The sequence below is a fragment of the Shewanella sp. SR44-4 genome, assembly GCF_014163715.1.
Lineage (GTDB): Bacteria > Pseudomonadota > Gammaproteobacteria > Enterobacterales > Shewanellaceae > Shewanella.
This window is the reverse complement of the sequence record NZ_JACJDU010000066.1, coordinates 1-17125: the sequence shown is the minus strand read 5'-3', so window position 1 is coordinate 17125 and position 17125 is coordinate 1. Positions and strand designations below refer to the sequence as shown.

Sequence of the window (17125 nt, the reverse complement as noted above, 5' to 3'; positions counted from 1 at the left end):
GATGTGCTGATGAGCTGATCGTAGATAATGCTCCGCTTTCAATACAGATAAAAAAACGCCACCTTTAACTAGGTGGCGTCGATATGAAAAATACAGCAAAGCGCATATGCGATAGGTTGACTCGTTATAGGCTAAAGCCATATGAGTAGCCTAAAACGACTTTAGCATCATTGTCCGGTAAGTCCGTGTCAGAGGCCATAAATGAGACAGTTCCTAGGTCTGTTTCAGCGCTTAATGTGACATTGTAGTCTGCATAGGTGTCGCCGAATAAATCTTCAACGACATCGCCTTGTGAGTAACCGTAGTGGAACGCAATACTGAGCTTTTCTGTTAACGGGAAACTGGCATTGGCTTGGATATAGTTCCAATCTGTTTCGTCACTTGCACCTGACACATCAGAATCAGCGTTGATCACTTGAGAATAACCCACATCTAACCATTTCCATCCAAGTACTAAGGCTACTTCACCAAAATCAATACTGCCACCAGCATCTGGGTAAGCATAATAAAGGTAGCTGATGTCGTAAGTTAGGTCTTCAGTAAAGTTACCGCCATAACCACCATAAAGATCTAATTCGTAGCTGGTTTCATCACCGAAATCGACATTCGATACCCAAGTACCAGCATAAAATCCAGAGTCATGAGCATAGTCAATGCCGCCTTGAACGGCTGCTTCATTATTGGTTTGCGTGGTGCCACGCCATAAGTAGTTCGATGTTGCGCCAATATTGCCAGTGACTTCAGCAAGGGCAGAGCCGCTTAGTAATAAGCCTGTTGATAATGCAATAGCTTGATATAGTGATTTTTTCATCTTCATCCCTTAAAGTTTTATTATCACTGAGGCATTTATGTGTCATTAAATGAGCTCAATGTTGGTTTGTCTGAAGATCAATTAGCGAATCGCATGCCAATAATTTTTTATTATTTAAATTAGTGGGTTATATAATACTGGATCATTTTGTTGCATCTTTGTTGCCGCTAAATGATGCACTAATGCACTTTTATTGTGCAACGAGACTTTGGGCTTAGGTATTTGCTTATATTGAGTCGATTAGCGTTTTGCTGTACGAAAGAAGGGATTCTGAAGTGATCTATATTGTTCATGTAACTCAGGCATCTGGATAACAGATTAAGCAAAGCTGAAAAATAACCAATAAAAAACCTCCACAGAGGAGGTTTCTATCAAAAAAAGACTGAGCGTAATAATTAATTAACGCTATCTTTTAGTGTTTTACCAGCTTTAAACTTAGGCACAGTAGCTGCAGCGATTTGAATTTCTTTGCCAGTTTGTGGGTTACGGCCTGTACGAGCAGCACGTTGAGTGGTTTCAAAAGAACCAAAACCAACAATAGAAATTTTATCACCATTTTTCATGGCTTCAGTTACCGCTTCTTCGAAAGATTTTAGTGCGCGGCCAGCTTCAGCTTTAGTTAGTTCCGCATTCTCAGCGATTTTTGCAATTAATTCACTTTTGTTCATATTGATATTCTCTGCTTTCCATAGAAGTGTTTTTTAAAACATGAATAACATGCCACAAGCCATGCTGGTTTAAAAGCACTTTATCCCATAAATTCAGTATCTGTAATGGTTTTAGAGCAAAATCAGTACAAATAATGTCTTTTTTGGCTCTGTGGTTATTCTTCTAGCAGTTGGTAAAGAATTTTCTTTACTAACTGTGGTTCGAAAGGCTTATCACATAAGGCGTTAACTCCAGCACTAAATACATTACTTAGGTGGGTGTCATTGGCCTCTGACGATACCATTAGAATGGGGATATGTGATTGTTGACTGTGATTACGGATATATTGCGTTAATGCAAGACCATCCACCGAAGGCATGTTGTAGTCTGTTATCACTAAGTCATACATGTTTTCTTTCATTAGGTTGATAGCCTGCTCACCGTCAACAGCTTCAGTAATCAGTTGCATCCCTAAGTTACCAATAGTGCGTTTAATCACATTACGCGCCATTCGGCTATCATCAACGACTAATACCCTGATGTTATGCACGTCAAAGTGGCTTAAATCCAACTCGTCGTGGCTGAGTAAATCAATGGTCGAATTAAGTGCCGTCGCTAAGTGCTCAGCATTAAATGGCTTAGGCAAAATGGCGACAACACCTGATTGCCTAAAGATTTCGAGCTGTTCACGGCGACACTCACTGGACACCAGCATAAATTGAATATCATTTAACGCTGGAGTGCTTTTGATGTATTGCAGTAGCTCTGTGGCTTCACCATCGACAAAATGCAGTGCACTGGCGATTAAGTCGGGTTTATGGCGTTGAATAATCGTTTTGGCTTCCGCAATCGTTGCGGCAGTTTGAATGCTGCTCACCCCTTCTTGCTGAAGACGCGTAATGATAATTTTACGTTGAGTCTCTGACGGCTCAAGTAATAGGATGGATAATTCACTTGGGGATAAACTAGTCATAATTCACGTTCCACAGATATATTTATTATTATTTTGTTGTTTTAATGTTGCGCGTATGAGCGAATTGTACACTAAAAATGCCCTAAGGATGGCAGTCAAACCAGAGTAATAGTGTCTTATGCTTACTTTTTAACGAGATAGTCTCTCGTCACGTTAGACAATCCAACCCACCATTGAAATACCACCACGCTCAACAGTAACAACCACAGTGGGATCAGTGGTATGTCATAACCTTGAAACACAAGTTTTACGTCATCAGGGGTGATTTGATAGGCAATGATTGCTGTTGTGGTGATAGCTGTAAGTCCGAGAGTTTGTAAGCCTACGTAGCTAATCAACAGTACTTTTGTCCATGCAGCACGTCTGATTAAACCAATGAATACCGGTATCACTCCCAGTGTTAATAAATCATATGCTTGATATGTTGTTGCGCGCCAAATAGCAATAATAGTGAGTACAACATACAGTGAGATAAGAAGCATGACTCTAATTGGCATTCGGGGGGCTGTGTTTTGGTTCATATTGATCATCTAGCTGGAAAATTTGAGGTAGAATATCTCACAAAATAGAGCGATGGATACATTTTGATGACAGAAACACATTTTTGGGCGCTGGTAACACGAGATCAACCAGAGCAGTCTTCTGCTGATCTTGAATTGCGTTTACGCGAACAATTGCAACTCTTGGATGATGAAGCGCTAAAGACATTTGATAAAATGTTAGGCCAGCAATTACGCCGTAGTTATTTATGGTCAGTTTGGGGCGCTGCATACATCATTACTGGTTGCGATTCTGACTATGCCTTTGCTGAGTTTAGATGTTTTTTACTGTCGTTAGGTCAGCAATGGTATGACAAGGTTATTGCTAATCCTGACTGCTTGGGTGAGTTAGCACAATGGCCGTTAGTGGATGATTATGCTTACCCGTTTGTTGAAGACTACGATTTAATTGCAGGTAAAATTTACGAAGACCGTAATGGGGATGAGTTGCCGTTTATGCCATCAGGCCAGAATACACCAGTGGGTAAAAAATTCAGCACCAAGCCAAAAGTGATGCGTCAAACCTATCCTTTATTGAGCGCACGATTTCCTTTTTAGTGGGATGAAACTGTTAAGCGTTGGTTCAGCTTAACAGGTCTATAGTTATTACATATGATACTGGCTAGATGGCTAACATTCAATTTAATGACGATTATCCGCATTGCAATATGGCCACACAGTTTAGACAAACGTTAAACATGTCGTGCTGGATTGATTGTTTAACTTACAGTATGAAGCGGTTGTGTTGTAAGCGTCTTAACCCCTTTGGAGGTCTATTATGAACGTAAAATATTTACTACTTGCTCCGGTATTGGTATGCCAAGTTGCCATGGCCGAAGATGCGCCAGAAGCGAACCCTGTTACCGAAGTGGGGCTGGTTAAAATTGAGTGGCAAAATCCAAAAGATTTTCGTGATATTAAAACCTCAAATGAACTTCAGTCGCGCTTTGAAAACCGTTTATTTGAAACCTTAACCAAAAACATCAATAAACAGGCTGAAAAAATCCTTAAGCCAGGGCAGACTTTGCAAATGCAAGTGACTAACTTTGATTTAGCTGGAGACATGCGACCAACATTTGGGGCTACGCCAGGTGATTTACGTATTGTAAAAGATTTATATCCACCCAGAGCGACGTTTAGCTACAGTGTAAATGAAGGTGACAAAGTCATTATTGCTGGAGATGAAAAAATTATCGACATGAGTTTTATGAACAATACGCGTAATTTCAATAACAGACCGTTTCAATATGAAACCAACTTATTTGATGATTGGTTACAAAAAACGGTAGCTCCCAAATTATAAGTTAAGCATTGTTGATTGTTTTTCATGCAGGTAAAATCCATTTGAAGCGATTTTTGCCTGCTTTTTGGCTTGGGCGCTTAACGTTGATATTTGATACTCTGTTGCTTGTTGGGTCACCAATGGTGGTAAAACCCCAATGGATAATGAAACCAAAGGGTATTGGAATTGCAGCCCCTGTCTGTCTTGGGCTTGCATTGATTGTGCTTGCCAGTGATCGCTATTATAAAAACTCATTTTCTGTTGCTCAAACCGTTCAATAATTGTTTGGCAGTTGGCTAGCGTGTCGTCTTGCATGCTTATCATAACAAAATCGTCCCCCCCAATATGGCCAACAAAACAATGTTCATTTTGATAAGGCTGCAACAAGTTTGCGACTAACTGAATGACTTCATCCCCACGCCAAAAACCATAAATATCGTTGTAGGGCTTAAAGTGACTTAAATCTAAATAGGCAAGATAGTAAGATTTTTTTTGTAGCCTTAAGCGTTTTAGCTCTTCTTGTATTGGCACGTTCCCCGGCAAATTGGTGAGAGGGTTTGCGTGTCGAGCCATTTTTATTCTATGTTCAGTAATACGTTGTAATAAATCTTTAGTATGGCCAATGCCAATCAACTGCTGATTACGCAAAATAATGAACTGTTGCGCTACCGTGTTGACTGAGTCAGAGGTGAGTAATTTGCTGACATGGGTAAGCGGTTCGTTGGCATCAATGTGTAATACCTTGGTGTCCATTGCCATTTTCGCAGGCCGGTTTTCGTGTAATGCACGGCCATAAGGTGTGCTGAATAGCTCGAGTAATGTGCTGCGATTGACGATACCTAATGGCTTGTTATTTTCGGTTACCACAATGGCTTGTAATGCTGGTTGTTCAGAAAAAGTTTGACTGATTTTTTTAAGTTGTGTACCAGGAGATGCTTTTATGGCGTTAGTGCATAAACTTTCTGCCGTTTCACAATAACGGGAATTGGGTTGAGCCATGGGAGTGCTCAGTTCACTGCTAAATTGCTGGTTTGGATGGAGCGCTGGTCGTCCGAGAAAGTAGCCTTGGCAATAGGTTACCCCTAACTGTTTTAGGGTGGTGAGTTCCTCATTGGTTTCAATGCCTTCTGCGATCACTTTACAGGTTAAGTTTTGGCATAAATCGACAATAGAGCGGACAAACTCTTGTTTTACTGCGGTGGTGTCTATTTGATGAATAAAATGGCGGTCAATTTTGACATAGTCTGGTGCTAATTCAGACCACAAGCGTAACCCAGAATAACCGGCGCCTAAATCATCAATAGCGGTTAAAAAACCTTGATTGCGATAATGGTTTAAGCAGGATTTTAGCAAGTCGATATCGTCGGCAGGATATTGTTCGGACAATTCAATAACCACATCCGCCGGGTTGATCCCCAATTGTTTAATAAGCTGTAATGTCATGCCTTTTGGATGATTGGGATCGAGTAATGCTTTTGGTGAAATATTAATAAATAGCTTGCCATTAAGCTGGCGCGAGTGAAATGCATTAATTGAAATACTGCGACATAAGGTTTCAAGTTCGCTTAATAAGTTTTGTTTTTCGGCGGTAGTAAATAAGGCGAAAGGGGTGTGTAACGGGCTACTTTTAGGGCCACGACTGAGCGCTTCATAACCTTGCAATTGATTTGTTGAAACATTGAAAATCGGCTGAAATACAGCATCGATAGATTGCTGTTCGATGATGTTGTCAAGTTCACTTACGAGCTGTAAAGCCGTCATCTGTAGGTCTCATTCAATTAATTACCTAACGGCATCGCGTTCGGTATTGTTACCAATGAGAGACAAGTCTATTGCGAAAATATGACAAGATTATGTCATATGATGGAAAGCTCCTAATAAGAAAGTATTAGTGTCTGTTGATCTTTGTTAGTTAAATTTTGTTCGAGATAAAAATGTGTTAATCGAGGTGATTGGTGCCTAGCAATCTAAGCAACAATCTCTCAATAAGAGGCACTCAACAAAGAGTAAAACGTTTTTAGTCGAACCTTTCGGGCAGTGTTTGTTAGTCATTTCTACTGCGTTATCGGCTCTTTGTATAGAATAACTACACGACAAAGCCTCTGCCTTGTTTAAATGACTAACAATTCGCTGCAAAAACAACTTTGAAAGATCAACAGACCCTGCGAGCATAGCGATTACTTGGCGAGTTTAAATACTTGTAGTGTTTGAAGTAAGGCCGCAAGCTTTTTGACAAAGGCTTCAAGTGTCTCTGGTGCAACATGAGTGCTGTTCTGCATCGCATCAAATTCTGCAACCATTTCTTGTACATAAGGTAAGAAACGATTACTACTAGTTGTAAAACCTTGATCTTCCGTAAAAATCGCCACAAACTTACCGTGGCCTTCTTTACGTAACTCATCGAGGCGAGCATCTGAATCAATGGCTTGTCTATAGGCGACTTGCAGGTTTTCTTTTATTTGTAGAAAAACATTGGTGTACGGCATAATTGCCTCATAGTGCATGTGCAAAGAATAACGTTAATTATAAGGAGCTGGTATGCAGGCAACAAGAGAAAGTCGGCTTATTTTCAATATCAATTTGATTTATGGTCGCTTACAACGAAATTGCTACGGTTTAGTTGCATTACTGCTGTGTTTTACATCGACATCGGCAGCTGCGTTGGATTCACCGGTATTCTATAAAATAGAGTATCAGCAACAGCAAGCGTATTTATTGGGCTCCATTCATATTGGTCGGCAAGACTTTTACCCATTAGCACAACATATTGAATCAGCATTTAAACAATCGGATGCGTTGGTCGTTGAAGCTGATATTAGCCAAGGCGATACTGGGGCGTTATTGCAACAATATGGTGGTTTGTCGGCAGATATTGCCGCAGACGTTAATGCGACTCGGCAAGAGTATTGTCAAAGTCATCAAACCTTATGCCAAGCACTGGCTCCGTATGCACCTTGGTTGCAGTCAGCGCAAATTAGCATGGGGCGTTTTGGGCAATTAGGTTACAGCGCAGAGCAGGGGGTCGACGCTTATTTTATGGCAAATCGCAGTGGTAAAGCTTTGGTTGAGCTGGAAAGCATTCAGTTTCAATTCGAATTAATTTCATCATTTTCAACTGCGACTCAGCTGCAAATGCTAGATGATTCAATTAACGCTAGCGATGCTGAAATGCTTGATTTAATCTACGCTTGGCGCCAAGGCGATAGTAATGCTCTAGCAAAAATTATGGAATCGCAAGCGGGCGATGCTGATGAATTACTCGAAAAACTGTTGTGGCAACGTAATCACACGATGACGCAAAAAATCATCCAGTTGTTGCAAAGTAAAACCCACAAACAATTATTTATTGTGGTGGGCGCTGGCCATATTGTCGGACAGCAAGCTATTCCTGACCTACTAAAACAGCAAGGAGCAACGATTACTCGCTGTAGCTTTTTACAGTGTTAATGTCGATGTGGTGCCAGCTATTCGAAAGGTAAGTTATTGACAATAAGTTGTTGAAAATAAGTTGTTGAAAATAAGTTGTTGAAAATAAGATACTAAAGCCTGAGTTTATTGTTAAGTCGATTGGCCTACAAAGTGAATGTAGCGCCCAAGCGACAAATAAGGTTCCTGTTGAGAATAAGCCAACTCCATCTCAATCAGTTGATGTTTATCAAAGCCAGGTGGCAGATTGTGTTTCAAGTAATCATTGATAACTCTTACGCCCGATTGACTCACCATCGACAGTTGCCATTGGCTAAACCAAGTGCGGACATCTTCAATATACAGCGGGTGGGTCGGGGTTAATCCGACCTTCTTTTTGACGTTGAAATCACGGTTAACATAGTCAAAATTACCTGATATTAAGCTATGAAACCGTAAAGCTTCTTTATTAAAAAACATCAGAGAAAATAAACCATTAGGCTTTAATAATGCCAGTAAACCTTGCAAGGTGCTGCGGGCATCAATTAACCATTCTGCTACCGCATGGCAGAGAATGACATCAAATTGACCATACTCTTCAACGGTTAATGCTTGTATTGGGCTGTGGATTAACTGTATCGATAATGCAGTATTTGCCGCTTCAATCTGTTGCTGTGCTAGGGCAAGCATTTGCTCAGAAATATCACATAGCACGACATCATGGCCTAAAGCTGCCAGTTTTTGACTCAAATAACCAAAACCGCCACCGGCATCTAAAATACGTAATCTTGGTTTGCCAAGGCTGGCTAAAGCCGGAACTAAGTCGCGCCATAATACAGCAGCACGGATTTCACCTTTAGTGGTACCGTAAATATTTTGGGCAAATTTTTGGCTGAGTTTATCAAAGTTTTTGTCTTGCACTGTATCGGCTGCGTTAGGTCAGTTAAGTCGGATAATTATCTCATTTTGGATTGAAAAAGGTAAAGGTAAATTAGTTGTAGTAAGCGAGTAGTCACAACCATTGTGTCGAGAGTTTGTGAGTTGATGGCATCAATATAAGTTGTCGCGACATACTGTTTTAAACGCAAAAAGTAATTAGCGGTTTAGCAACGGCAGGAGTCTAAGGTATAATCATCTATTAACCGTTTTGCAGCACATGCTTTTTGCTGCCTACCTAGGGTACAACATTTTGAGTCACGACTACGCTATCGAATTAAAAGCGATGCCTTCGCTTTTGTCTTTGTATCGCAAAATCCTGTTTGGACGTAAACCGGGATGGAACCAACAACCGCTTCCGAATATTTATGTACAAGCGTCGAATGTGGTGTTGTCGCAAGATAAAATTAGCCAATATGCTGCTGTGTGCAGTTTTGAATATGACGGTATGACTTTACCGCCAACGTATTTGTATGTTTGGGCGTTTCGTTTACATGCGATGATTTTTACGCATAAAGCGGTGACATTTCCGTTACTTGGCATGCTCCATTTAAAAAATAGTATTAGTGTATTACGCCCAGTGCGAGCAGATGAAACCTTAATCGTACAGTGTGAGTTAGCCACAAGTCGCACGACCGATGCTGGGCTTGAGTTTGATTTGGTGTCTAAAGTGTTTGTCGGTGAAGAGTTAGTTTGGCAAGCGCTATCAACTTACTTATATCGTATAGAGTCTGCAGGTCGTCGTGCTCGTCCACCTAAAGCATCAGGTATGGTATGGGAAAACGTTCAGCAATGGCGCTTAACCGATGATTTAGGCCGTCGCTATGCTAAAGCTTCTGGCGATTATAACTTGATCCATTTACATCCTTTGTTGTCAAAACGCTTTGGTTTTGAGCGAGTGTTAGCGCATGGGATGTGGTCTAAAGCGCGGGTGTTATCTCAGTTAATGACGTTTGTTGGCGATCGACCGTTTCAAGTTGATGTTGAATTTAAACTGCCAGTATTTATGCCGTCTGAAGTGACGTTTGCGTTTGAAAGTATTGAAAATGGTAAACGTTTTGAAATGCGAGATGTTAAAGGCCGCCGACCGCATTTACAGGGCAGCATCACTTATTTATAAGCCCTTAGGTTAGCTAATGTTATCCTGCAATAAAAAGGCTCAAGTCGATGACTTGAGCCTTTTTATTGTTAAGCGCAAAGCTTACTTTTGATAAATATGTACATCGCGTTGTGGGAACGGAATACTAATGCCTTCCGCATCAAAGCGTATTTTCACTGCGCGAGTAATGTCCCAGTACACTTCCCAGTAATCATCGGGTTTAACCCAAGGCCTTACAATAAAGTCGACTGACGATTCGCCGAGTGTGTGGAGTTTGACTATCGGTTCTGGATGCGTTTGCACCTTAGGATGTTGTTCGACAATACTTTTTAATATGGTTTCTGCATGTTCAACATTGTCGCTGTAGCTAATGCCAAAGGTCATGTCTACTCGGCGCTGATGTTCTGCGGTGATGTTGTTAATGGTATCGCCCCAAATTTTATTGTTTGGCACAATAAGGCGTTGGTTATCTAATGTTTTGATCGTTGTCGAGACTAGGCTCATGTGGCTGACGCGACCAGTGACATTAGCAGCATTAATTAAGTCGCCGACATCAAATGGGCGGTAGATTAAGATCATCATGCCTGAGGCGAAGTTGGACAGGGTATCTTGCAGTGCGAAACCAATAATGACTCCCGCAATACCAAAACCTGCGAGTAACGGCCCAAGCTCAAATCCGAGCTGTGATAAGGCTATCAATAATCCTAGGGCAAACACTAGTTTACTGGACAAAGATATAAAGAAGTCTTGCAGTAATTGGCTAAATTGTAATTTTGATGCTCGTACCGTTTTAGAGATAATTTGAGTGACAATTTTGGCGACTAAACTGGCTGCAAATAATATGAATAGAAACACTAAAATCTTAAAGGTTAAACTGGGCCCATTATTAATCGTCTGATCTTTAATGACTTTACCCCAACCCTGTAGCAGGTTAGATGCAACGCTAAAGTTCAGCACATCTTGGGTGATATCACCAGACACACTAAACAATGTTTGTTTAAATGGTGCCACGTTCTGGCCCAATGTTTCGAGTATGCCCGCTGAAACCGCTAAGCTAGCGCTACTTTGCTCCAAGCGTTCTTTTAGTGCCACCACGTCAGCTTTTTGTTCGCTGGTAATATCAGCTCCAGCATCTGCGGCTTCTGCAACGGCTTTTTGTAATTCATCTTGAGTGTAATGCACTAAACTATCGAATTGATCGGCTCGATTGAGCATGAATTCTGTCAATTTTTGCTTTTGGATACTCACATCTATATTCAGTGTTTCTGCCCACTGCAGAGTGGTTAATTGTGCCTTGAGATAATGGTCGCGTTCAAATTCGCGTTGTGAAATGGCTAAGATGCTCTTATTGTCATCATCTTGGCTTAATCCAAGACGCATGGTCATAATGTGGTCGTTTAAGTATGCGCTGACATTCTCTAAAAAGGCCATTTGGCTTTGCACTAAAGTGACTAGATATTGCTGGTCAGCGTCGGGTGTTGCAATGAGTTGACCAATTATGTCGCGTAATTCAGACGATTTGTTTTTAATGCGATATTCAGTAAATGCACGTAGTTCACCTTTTGCTTTAAATAGTAACTTGGTATCTTGCTCGATCGTTTGTTGTAAGCGACTTATTTGAGTCTGGGTATCGGTTAGCTGGCTAGTGGCAACAATCGGTACCACTGCATCTTGTTCTGCACGAAGAGATGGCGTCATAAACACTGCCGAGGTGAATAATAATAACGTAAGTAAAATCCGTAGCATGGAAAGTGGTCCTTTGGCTCTGAGTTGCGGCTATGATAGTGGAAAAATCCTATAGGAGCCAAGTACAGTAATTGGTTGGTTAATTTGTTACACTGCCGCCATTATTGAACTGAGGAAATTATCATGTCGCTGCAATGTGCTCATTGCTATAAATCTTTTTCAATTGCGAAGGTGAAAGACAGTCGCGGGAAAGGTTTGTCCGTAGAAGTTCAATGCCCTCATTGTGCAGCATGGCTTGGGCATAATAAATATTTATCAGTTGTTAAAATAGTAGGTTTCTATGGTGGGGTTGTTGCTGCTGCAGTAGGTTATTTTGTTGAGGGTGTAACCGTTATCACTACTCCATTGATTATTTTGGCCGTTATTATGGTTGGTTTGTCGCATATTATGGACCATTTACAGCTGATTGAAGCACCTGAAAATGATCCTAGTGCAGAGACTAGTGCGAAATAAGCTTGTTAATTAACTTCAATAACTTGGCTTTCTAGTGATGCTTCAACATAGTAAATCCCGCCTAACACGACAACCCCAACAATGATCATGACTAAAATGATGCCAATGTTTTCTTTAATAAATTGTGCCATGGTGTTTGTCCTGTAATGATGATGTTTTACACATTCGTTATGGTATGGGTCATAGCTTAAGGCTATCTTAAAAATAACGACTTAGTCACCTATTAGTTGTTATTGGTAGTGGTTAATATTAGTTGCTAATGAGCGTCGTTGTGAATGGGTTGTCATGAATTGTCACAATCTAAGGGTTGCTTTTCAGCTACGGTCTTTTACACTAACGCTCACTTTTATTAACCTGATGGAGTTGTGCTGGTGAGTTCCCGCATCAAAATAAGACAAACTATCGCAATCTGGCTCAGTGCCATTTTGATTGTGTTGTCTGTTGCTGCGTCTGCACACTCAGTTAAACATCTTGATGACGGCGTACAAAATCATTGTACCTTGTGTTTCCATCAGCATCAGCTTAATAAAACGCTTCACTCTTCCAATTTAGTTTTTGCTGTTTCTAAGCAAACGTTCGAACGCCAACACTATACGCTGCCTTTTTTACTTAGCGTATTCCAAGCCTACTATCAAAGTCGTGCCCCACCTGTATCTCGTTAGTCCAACATTTTAATGATTTATTTTCCGTTATCTGTCGGTTTACTCTAAACCCAGATAGGCGGCTACTTGTTGTATTTTGGAGATATTATGTCTGCGTTAAACACACGTGTTTCGTTATTGGCACTGGCTTGTGCTGTGAGTTCGTATTCTGCAATGGCAGAAGATTCTAGTTTAACTAATCCTAGTATTAGTGCGGTGCTCGATGGTTATTACCAAACGGGCGACCGACCATTAGCTGAGCGTGCTGAAGGTTTTGGTTTAGGCGAAACTGAGTTGGCATTAAGTGCCAATATTGATGAAATGTTTTACGGTAAAGTGACCGCAGTTGTTGAGTCTCATGACGGTGAAACAGAGCTTAATTTAGAAGAAGCTTTTATCCAAACGTTAGCGATGCCTTACGGTTTATCGGTTCGTGCGGGTCGATTTTTATCGGATATTGGTTATTTAAATAATCAACATTTACATACCGATGCATTTTCAGAACGTCCAGCGGCCTATCGTGCATTTTTAGGTGGTCATTATTTTGATGATGGTATTCGTTTAAATTATGTGGCCCCAACAGATCTCTACTGGACCATGGGCGTTGAAGCGTTTAAAGGTGAAAGTTTACGTGCGACAGATGAGCACGGAGAGCGTGATTTTGATGATGTTGGCGTGTATACCGCATTAACCAAGATTGGTGGTGACATTGGTATCGAGAGTTCTTGGCAACTAGGATTGAGCTATTTGCGCAATCAGAATGGTCAAGCTTATGCCGAAGAGGAGCATGAAGATGAAGTGGTTGATGAGGAAGGACACACTGAACACAGCCATAGTGCATCTTATACTGGTGAAAATACCTACATAGCTGACTTTGTTTATAAGTGGGCACCTAATGGTAATTACAAATATCAAAACTTAACCGTGAGTGGCGAATATTTTAGAGTCACTGACATTTTTGGTATGGAGCCTGGACATATTCTTGAGGCAGATCATGAGGACGTTAGTACTGATGACTATCATCAAGGTTGGTACGTGAGTAGTGTGTATCAATTTTCACCAAGTTGGTCTGCTGGGATTCGTTACGGTCAAATTGATACTAATGAAATCCATGAAGATCACCTCGACCCACAGAAATTAAAAGAGTCTGAAGTCAGTCTTGCTTGGCATAGCAGTCATTTTTCGACCGTGCGTTTGCAATACACTCATCAGACTGGAACTAATTTCGATGGTTTCGAAGATGATAATATCTTTACTTTACAATATGTCATGTCATTAGGAGCTCACGGTGCGCATCAATTCTAAATTGCTTTTAGCAGTGGCTTCAATGTCGCTGCTGTTTACCGCGACAGCTAAAGCGGAACTGAACGTGTTTGCATGTGAACCTGAATATGCCGCATTAGCGCAAACTTTAGCGCCCGATGCGAGGGTGTATTCGGCCACCACAGCGATGCAAGATCCACATCAAGTACAAGCAAGACCAAGCTTGATTGCTAAAATGCGCCAAGCTGATTTAGTTGTGTGTGCTGGGGCCGATTTAGAAATTGGTTGGTTGCCAATGTTACAAATGAAGTCTGCTAATCCTCAGGTTAACTCAACAGATAAAGGCTTGTTTTTTGCAGCAGACCAAATTGATACCTTGGATAAGTTAACTCAAGTAGATCGTTCAATGGGTGATGTGCATGCAAAGGGAAATCCTCATTTGCATTTAGATCCCTTGCGGATGTTGACCGTTGCGCAGGCCTTGAGCGCTAAGCTTACTGAAGTTGATCCAGAAAATGCCAGTCAGTATGCCCAGTCATTGAGCGACTTTAGTCAACGTTGGCAGGCTAAAATACCGCAGTGGCAAGAGCAAGCTAAAAACTTAGCCGGTAAAAAGGTCATCGCTTATCATTCGAGCTTCCGTTATTTATTTAATTGGACTGGAATAGAGCAAGTGGCAGATCTTGAGCCTAAACCCGGCTTAGCACCCACCAGCAGCCATTTAGCCTCATTACTTACTCGTGCTGAAAAAGGCGATGTAATGGCGGTAATCGTCGCTTCATATCAAGATGAACGCGGAGCTAAATGGTTAGGTGAACGCGCAAATCTGCCGGTATTGGTGTTACCGATGTCGGTAGGTGGTAACGATGAAAGCAAAGACTTAATCAGTCTATATGATAGTTTGCTGACGTTATTAAATGGAGTGAAATAACACTATGTTTGATGTCGAGCTACTGTCTATTTTGTTGCCTGCGTTAGTGGCAGGGCTATTAGTGTTATCAACTCATGTGTTGTTAGGTCAACAAGTGCTTAAGCGTGGCATTATCTTCATTGATTTGGCTATCGCTCAGGTCGCTGCATTGGGGGCAATCGTATCGCACATAGATCATCGAGTAGAAGCGTTACCGTTTGCTCATGTTTGGATGCCAGCGTTGTTTGCATTAGCCGGTGCTGGAGTTATCGCTTGGATGGCAAAACACTTAGTCGGTGAACTCGAGGCATTTATTGGTTGTTTTTATGTGCTCAGTGCGGTGGCGGCAATGTTATTGTTAGCCAATGATCCTCATGGAGCTGAATTATTAAAGCAGTTAATGTCGGGTCAAATATTGTGGGTGAGTTGGTCTCAGTTAGCATTACCTGCAGTAGTCTCTGCAGGTATTCTTGGGGTGATCATCGCTAAACCACGGATATTAGATGGTGCAGGTTTTTACTTTTTATTTGCATTAGTGATTACTTTGTCGGTGGAGTTAGTAGGCGTGTATTTAGTGTTTAGCACGCTTATTTTACCGGCTTTGGCATTAAATAAGTATCAAGGTAAAACCAAGTTAGTGTGGGCTTATGGCGTCGGCATAGTGGGTTATATTGCTGGGCTACTGTTGTCTGCTCGCTATGACTTACCCAGTGGTGCCGCTATTGTTGCGACATTAGCATTAAGTGCATTGTTGTTTAGAATGTTACTTAAACTACGTTCACCAACATCAGCACAACAACCAGCTAAATAAATATCTGTTATCTAGCTTTATATAAGCTTCTGTCATATATACAAGTTACTCTGCCCCAGATCACAGGGGCAGAGTATTTCAGCGTACATATGTAAACAAAACGTTGAGTCCCTAGACTAGCATCGTTATACTGACGCCAATTTTATTGCAGGAGTATGCTGTGCTGCTTATCGCTCGTTCAATCATTCTCGTTGTGCTGTTATTTTTAGCCTTTATATTTTCAGTTGTTATTTGCCTTGTGCGGCCAATGCATCGCGACAATGTACATTTGGTTGCCCGTTTTTTTGGTTCGGTTGCACCGGTATTAGGCATTAAGGTCATTAGACGTGCTCATCCAGTCAGTGCAACATCGCAACCGTGTATTTATTTAGCCAATCATCAAAATAATTTTGATTTATTTACTCATACGTCAGTTGTGCCTAAAGGGACTGTCAGCTTAGGTAAAAAGAGCTTGGTGTGGGTACCCTTATTTGGGCAAATATATTGGCTATCAGGCAATATCCTTATCGATCGTAACAATCGTCATAGTGCATTCGATACTATGGCTAAAACGGTAGATAAAATGAAAAATAAACTATTATCAGTGTGGATATTCCCTGAAGGGACTCGTTCACGCGGTCGTGGATTATTACCTTTTAAAGTGGGTGCATTCCATACTGCAGTCGCTGCTCAAGCGCCAATAGTGCCAGTATTAGCTTCTTGTCAGAATCATATTAACCTTAATCGTTGGAACAACGGTGTGGTGATTGTAGAAATGCAGGAGCCGATAGCAACTGCGGGCTTAGATAAGAATGATGTTAAAGCGTTAAACGCTAAGGTGCATCAAGTTATGTCGGCGCGTTTAGTTGATTTAAACAAAGAAGCAGAAGCATTAATGCAGCAAGCCAAAGCTTAACCATGTTATTGGTCGTCAAACATCCGTCATAAGCTCGCAACTTGTGTCAGTTTGGGTATAATTGATTAACATTTTTACGAGTCCTATTTACGGAGTAATCCATGTCTGTTGAGCGTCAGTTAAAAGAGCAATTTGCTGAGAATCTTGAAATTGTTGATGCCTTACTTGCTGATGGTTCAGAGCCTGATGCGGAATATACAATTGAACATCATTTCTCGGCGACTAATTTTGATCGTTTAGAAAAAGCCGCTGTTGATGCATTTAAGCTTGGTTTTGAAGTGAATGATGCCGAAGAAATGGAACTTGAAGATGGCTCGATTATTTTCTGTTTTGACGCTATTGCCAAGCATAAGCTAGAAGTGCCTTTGCTGGATAAAGCATGTGAACAGTTGATTCTCGTTGCGGGCAAGCAAAAAGTAGACTACGACGGTTGGGGTACTTTTTTTGTCGGTGATGAAGTTGAAGGCGATGAAGAAGACGAAGACGACGAAGACGATGAAGACGATGAAGAAGACTATGAAGATGAAGATGGTACATTTCACTAATAAATCGATGGTCTAATTCCATAAAAAAACGCTCATCAAAGATGTAATGCTATTCGGATAAGCATTACTGTTTATATTTAAGTGGATAACGGCTAGGTATATAGAGCACTGAGCGTGGATACGTTCGGTGCTTTCTTTTATCTGGAAGGATAAAGTGTTTTATATCGG

The 17125-nt window shown here is 41.1% G+C and carries 20 protein-coding genes; 11 read left to right on the top strand and 9 right to left on the bottom strand.

The window, feature by feature from the left end:
- Positions 1 to 124 precede the first annotated feature (124 nt).
- The 4 genes from H5125_RS20220 to H5125_RS20205 form a co-directional block, all read right to left on the bottom strand.
- On the bottom strand, positions 125 to 811 hold the full coding sequence (locus H5125_RS20220; RefSeq protein ID WP_059745699.1) for a TorF family putative porin: 687 nt from the start codon (positions 809 to 811) through the stop codon (positions 125 to 127).
- Positions 812 to 1206: 395 nt separating this feature from the next.
- A complete protein-coding gene (locus tag H5125_RS20215; RefSeq protein ID WP_011638950.1) occupies positions 1207 to 1479 on the bottom strand; it encodes an HU family DNA-binding protein in 273 nt (90 codons plus the stop codon).
- A 155-nt stretch (positions 1480 to 1634) separates the two neighbouring features.
- Positions 1635 to 2432, bottom strand: a complete 798-nt coding sequence (locus tag H5125_RS20210) for a response regulator (protein ID WP_011638949.1) — start codon at positions 2430 to 2432, stop codon at positions 1635 to 1637.
- A gap of 122 nt (positions 2433 to 2554) precedes the next feature.
- Positions 2555 to 2953, bottom strand: coding sequence for a hypothetical protein (locus tag H5125_RS20205; protein ID WP_242445080.1), 399 nt, complete (start codon positions 2951 to 2953; stop codon positions 2555 to 2557).
- Between the two features lie 66 nt (positions 2954 to 3019).
- On the opposite strand from H5125_RS20205, the gene H5125_RS20200 reads away from it, so the two are divergent.
- Positions 3020 to 3529 (top strand): DUF4240 domain-containing protein, encoded by a 510-nt coding sequence (locus tag H5125_RS20200; RefSeq protein WP_101085130.1) that lies wholly within the window; start codon positions 3020 to 3022, stop codon positions 3527 to 3529.
- Between the two features lie 220 nt (positions 3530 to 3749).
- Positions 3750 to 4274, top strand: coding sequence for a DUF3016 domain-containing protein (locus H5125_RS20195; RefSeq protein ID WP_101085131.1), 525 nt, complete (start codon positions 3750 to 3752; stop codon positions 4272 to 4274).
- Here the strand turns inward: H5125_RS20195 and H5125_RS20190 are convergent.
- Both H5125_RS20190 and H5125_RS20185 read right to left on the bottom strand, forming a co-directional pair.
- A complete protein-coding gene (locus tag H5125_RS20190) occupies positions 4269 to 6014 on the bottom strand; it encodes a GGDEF domain-containing protein (protein ID WP_182745177.1) in 1746 nt (581 codons plus the stop codon). The genes H5125_RS20195 and H5125_RS20190 overlap by 6 nt on opposite strands.
- A 416-nt stretch (positions 6015 to 6430) precedes the next feature.
- Entirely contained in the window at positions 6431 to 6739 is a 309-nt protein-coding gene (locus H5125_RS20185; protein WP_101085133.1) for a prephenate dehydrogenase, read from the bottom strand.
- A gap of 52 nt (positions 6740 to 6791) precedes the next feature.
- Here H5125_RS20185 and H5125_RS20180 point away from each other — a divergent pair, with 52 nt between their 5' ends.
- Complete coding sequence (locus H5125_RS20180; RefSeq protein WP_182745175.1) at positions 6792 to 7700, top strand: TraB/GumN family protein; 909 nt, start codon at positions 6792 to 6794, stop codon at positions 7698 to 7700.
- Between the two features lie 111 nt (positions 7701 to 7811).
- On the opposite strand, the gene H5125_RS20175 is transcribed toward H5125_RS20180, so the two are convergent.
- Positions 7812 to 8579 (bottom strand): methyltransferase domain-containing protein, encoded by a 768-nt coding sequence (locus H5125_RS20175; RefSeq protein WP_101085135.1) that lies wholly within the window; start codon positions 8577 to 8579, stop codon positions 7812 to 7814.
- Positions 8580 to 8847: 268 nt separating this feature from the next.
- Between H5125_RS20175 and H5125_RS20170 the strand changes: the two genes are divergently transcribed.
- Positions 8848 to 9714 (top strand): MaoC/PaaZ C-terminal domain-containing protein, encoded by an 867-nt coding sequence (locus H5125_RS20170; protein WP_101085361.1) that lies wholly within the window; start codon positions 8848 to 8850, stop codon positions 9712 to 9714.
- Between the two features lie 81 nt (positions 9715 to 9795).
- Here the strand turns inward: H5125_RS20170 and H5125_RS20165 are convergent, their stop codons facing one another.
- Positions 9796 to 11439 carry a mechanosensitive ion channel family protein gene (locus H5125_RS20165; RefSeq protein ID WP_182745174.1) on the bottom strand — a complete coding sequence of 548 codons (1644 nt, stop codon included), beginning with the start codon at positions 11437 to 11439 and terminating at the stop codon, positions 9796 to 9798.
- A gap of 123 nt (positions 11440 to 11562) precedes the next feature.
- Here H5125_RS20165 and H5125_RS20160 point away from each other — a divergent pair, with 123 nt between their 5' ends.
- A complete protein-coding gene (locus H5125_RS20160) occupies positions 11563 to 11892 on the top strand; it encodes a hypothetical protein (RefSeq protein ID WP_101085137.1) in 330 nt (109 codons plus the stop codon).
- A 5-nt stretch (positions 11893 to 11897) separates the two neighbouring features.
- Here H5125_RS20160 and H5125_RS22260 read toward each other — a convergent pair whose 3' ends face one another.
- Positions 11898 to 12023 (bottom strand): hypothetical protein, encoded by a 126-nt coding sequence (locus H5125_RS22260; RefSeq protein ID WP_259395501.1) that lies wholly within the window; start codon positions 12021 to 12023, stop codon positions 11898 to 11900.
- Between the two features lie 240 nt (positions 12024 to 12263).
- On the opposite strand from H5125_RS22260, the gene H5125_RS20155 reads away from it, so the two are divergent.
- The 6 genes from H5125_RS20155 (at position 12264) to rraB (ending at position 16957) form a co-directional block, all read left to right on the top strand.
- A complete protein-coding gene (locus H5125_RS20155) occupies positions 12264 to 12554 on the top strand; it encodes an ABC-type zinc uptake system zinc chaperone (protein ID WP_101085138.1) in 291 nt (96 codons plus the stop codon).
- An 87-nt stretch (positions 12555 to 12641) separates the two neighbouring features.
- Complete coding sequence (locus tag H5125_RS20150) at positions 12642 to 13838, top strand: hypothetical protein (protein ID WP_182745172.1); 1197 nt, start codon at positions 12642 to 12644, stop codon at positions 13836 to 13838.
- Positions 13822 to 14727, top strand: coding sequence for a metal ABC transporter solute-binding protein, Zn/Mn family (locus tag H5125_RS20145; RefSeq protein WP_182745170.1), 906 nt, complete (start codon positions 13822 to 13824; stop codon positions 14725 to 14727). Before H5125_RS20150 ends, H5125_RS20145 begins: the two co-directional genes overlap by 17 nt.
- A 4-nt stretch (positions 14728 to 14731) precedes the next feature.
- Positions 14732 to 15517 (top strand): metal ABC transporter permease, encoded by a 786-nt coding sequence (locus tag H5125_RS20140; RefSeq protein ID WP_182745168.1) that lies wholly within the window; start codon positions 14732 to 14734, stop codon positions 15515 to 15517.
- Between the two features lie 160 nt (positions 15518 to 15677).
- The gene (locus tag H5125_RS20135) at positions 15678 to 16412 is read left to right on the top strand and encodes a 1-acylglycerol-3-phosphate O-acyltransferase (RefSeq protein ID WP_182745166.1); all 735 of its coding nucleotides are present in this window, start codon (positions 15678 to 15680) and stop codon (positions 16410 to 16412) included.
- A gap of 101 nt (positions 16413 to 16513) precedes the next feature.
- The gene (rraB, locus tag H5125_RS20130) at positions 16514 to 16957 is read left to right on the top strand and encodes a ribonuclease E inhibitor RraB (protein ID WP_182745164.1); all 444 of its coding nucleotides are present in this window, start codon (positions 16514 to 16516) and stop codon (positions 16955 to 16957) included.
- The last annotated feature ends 168 nt before the right edge of the window (positions 16958 to 17125 follow it).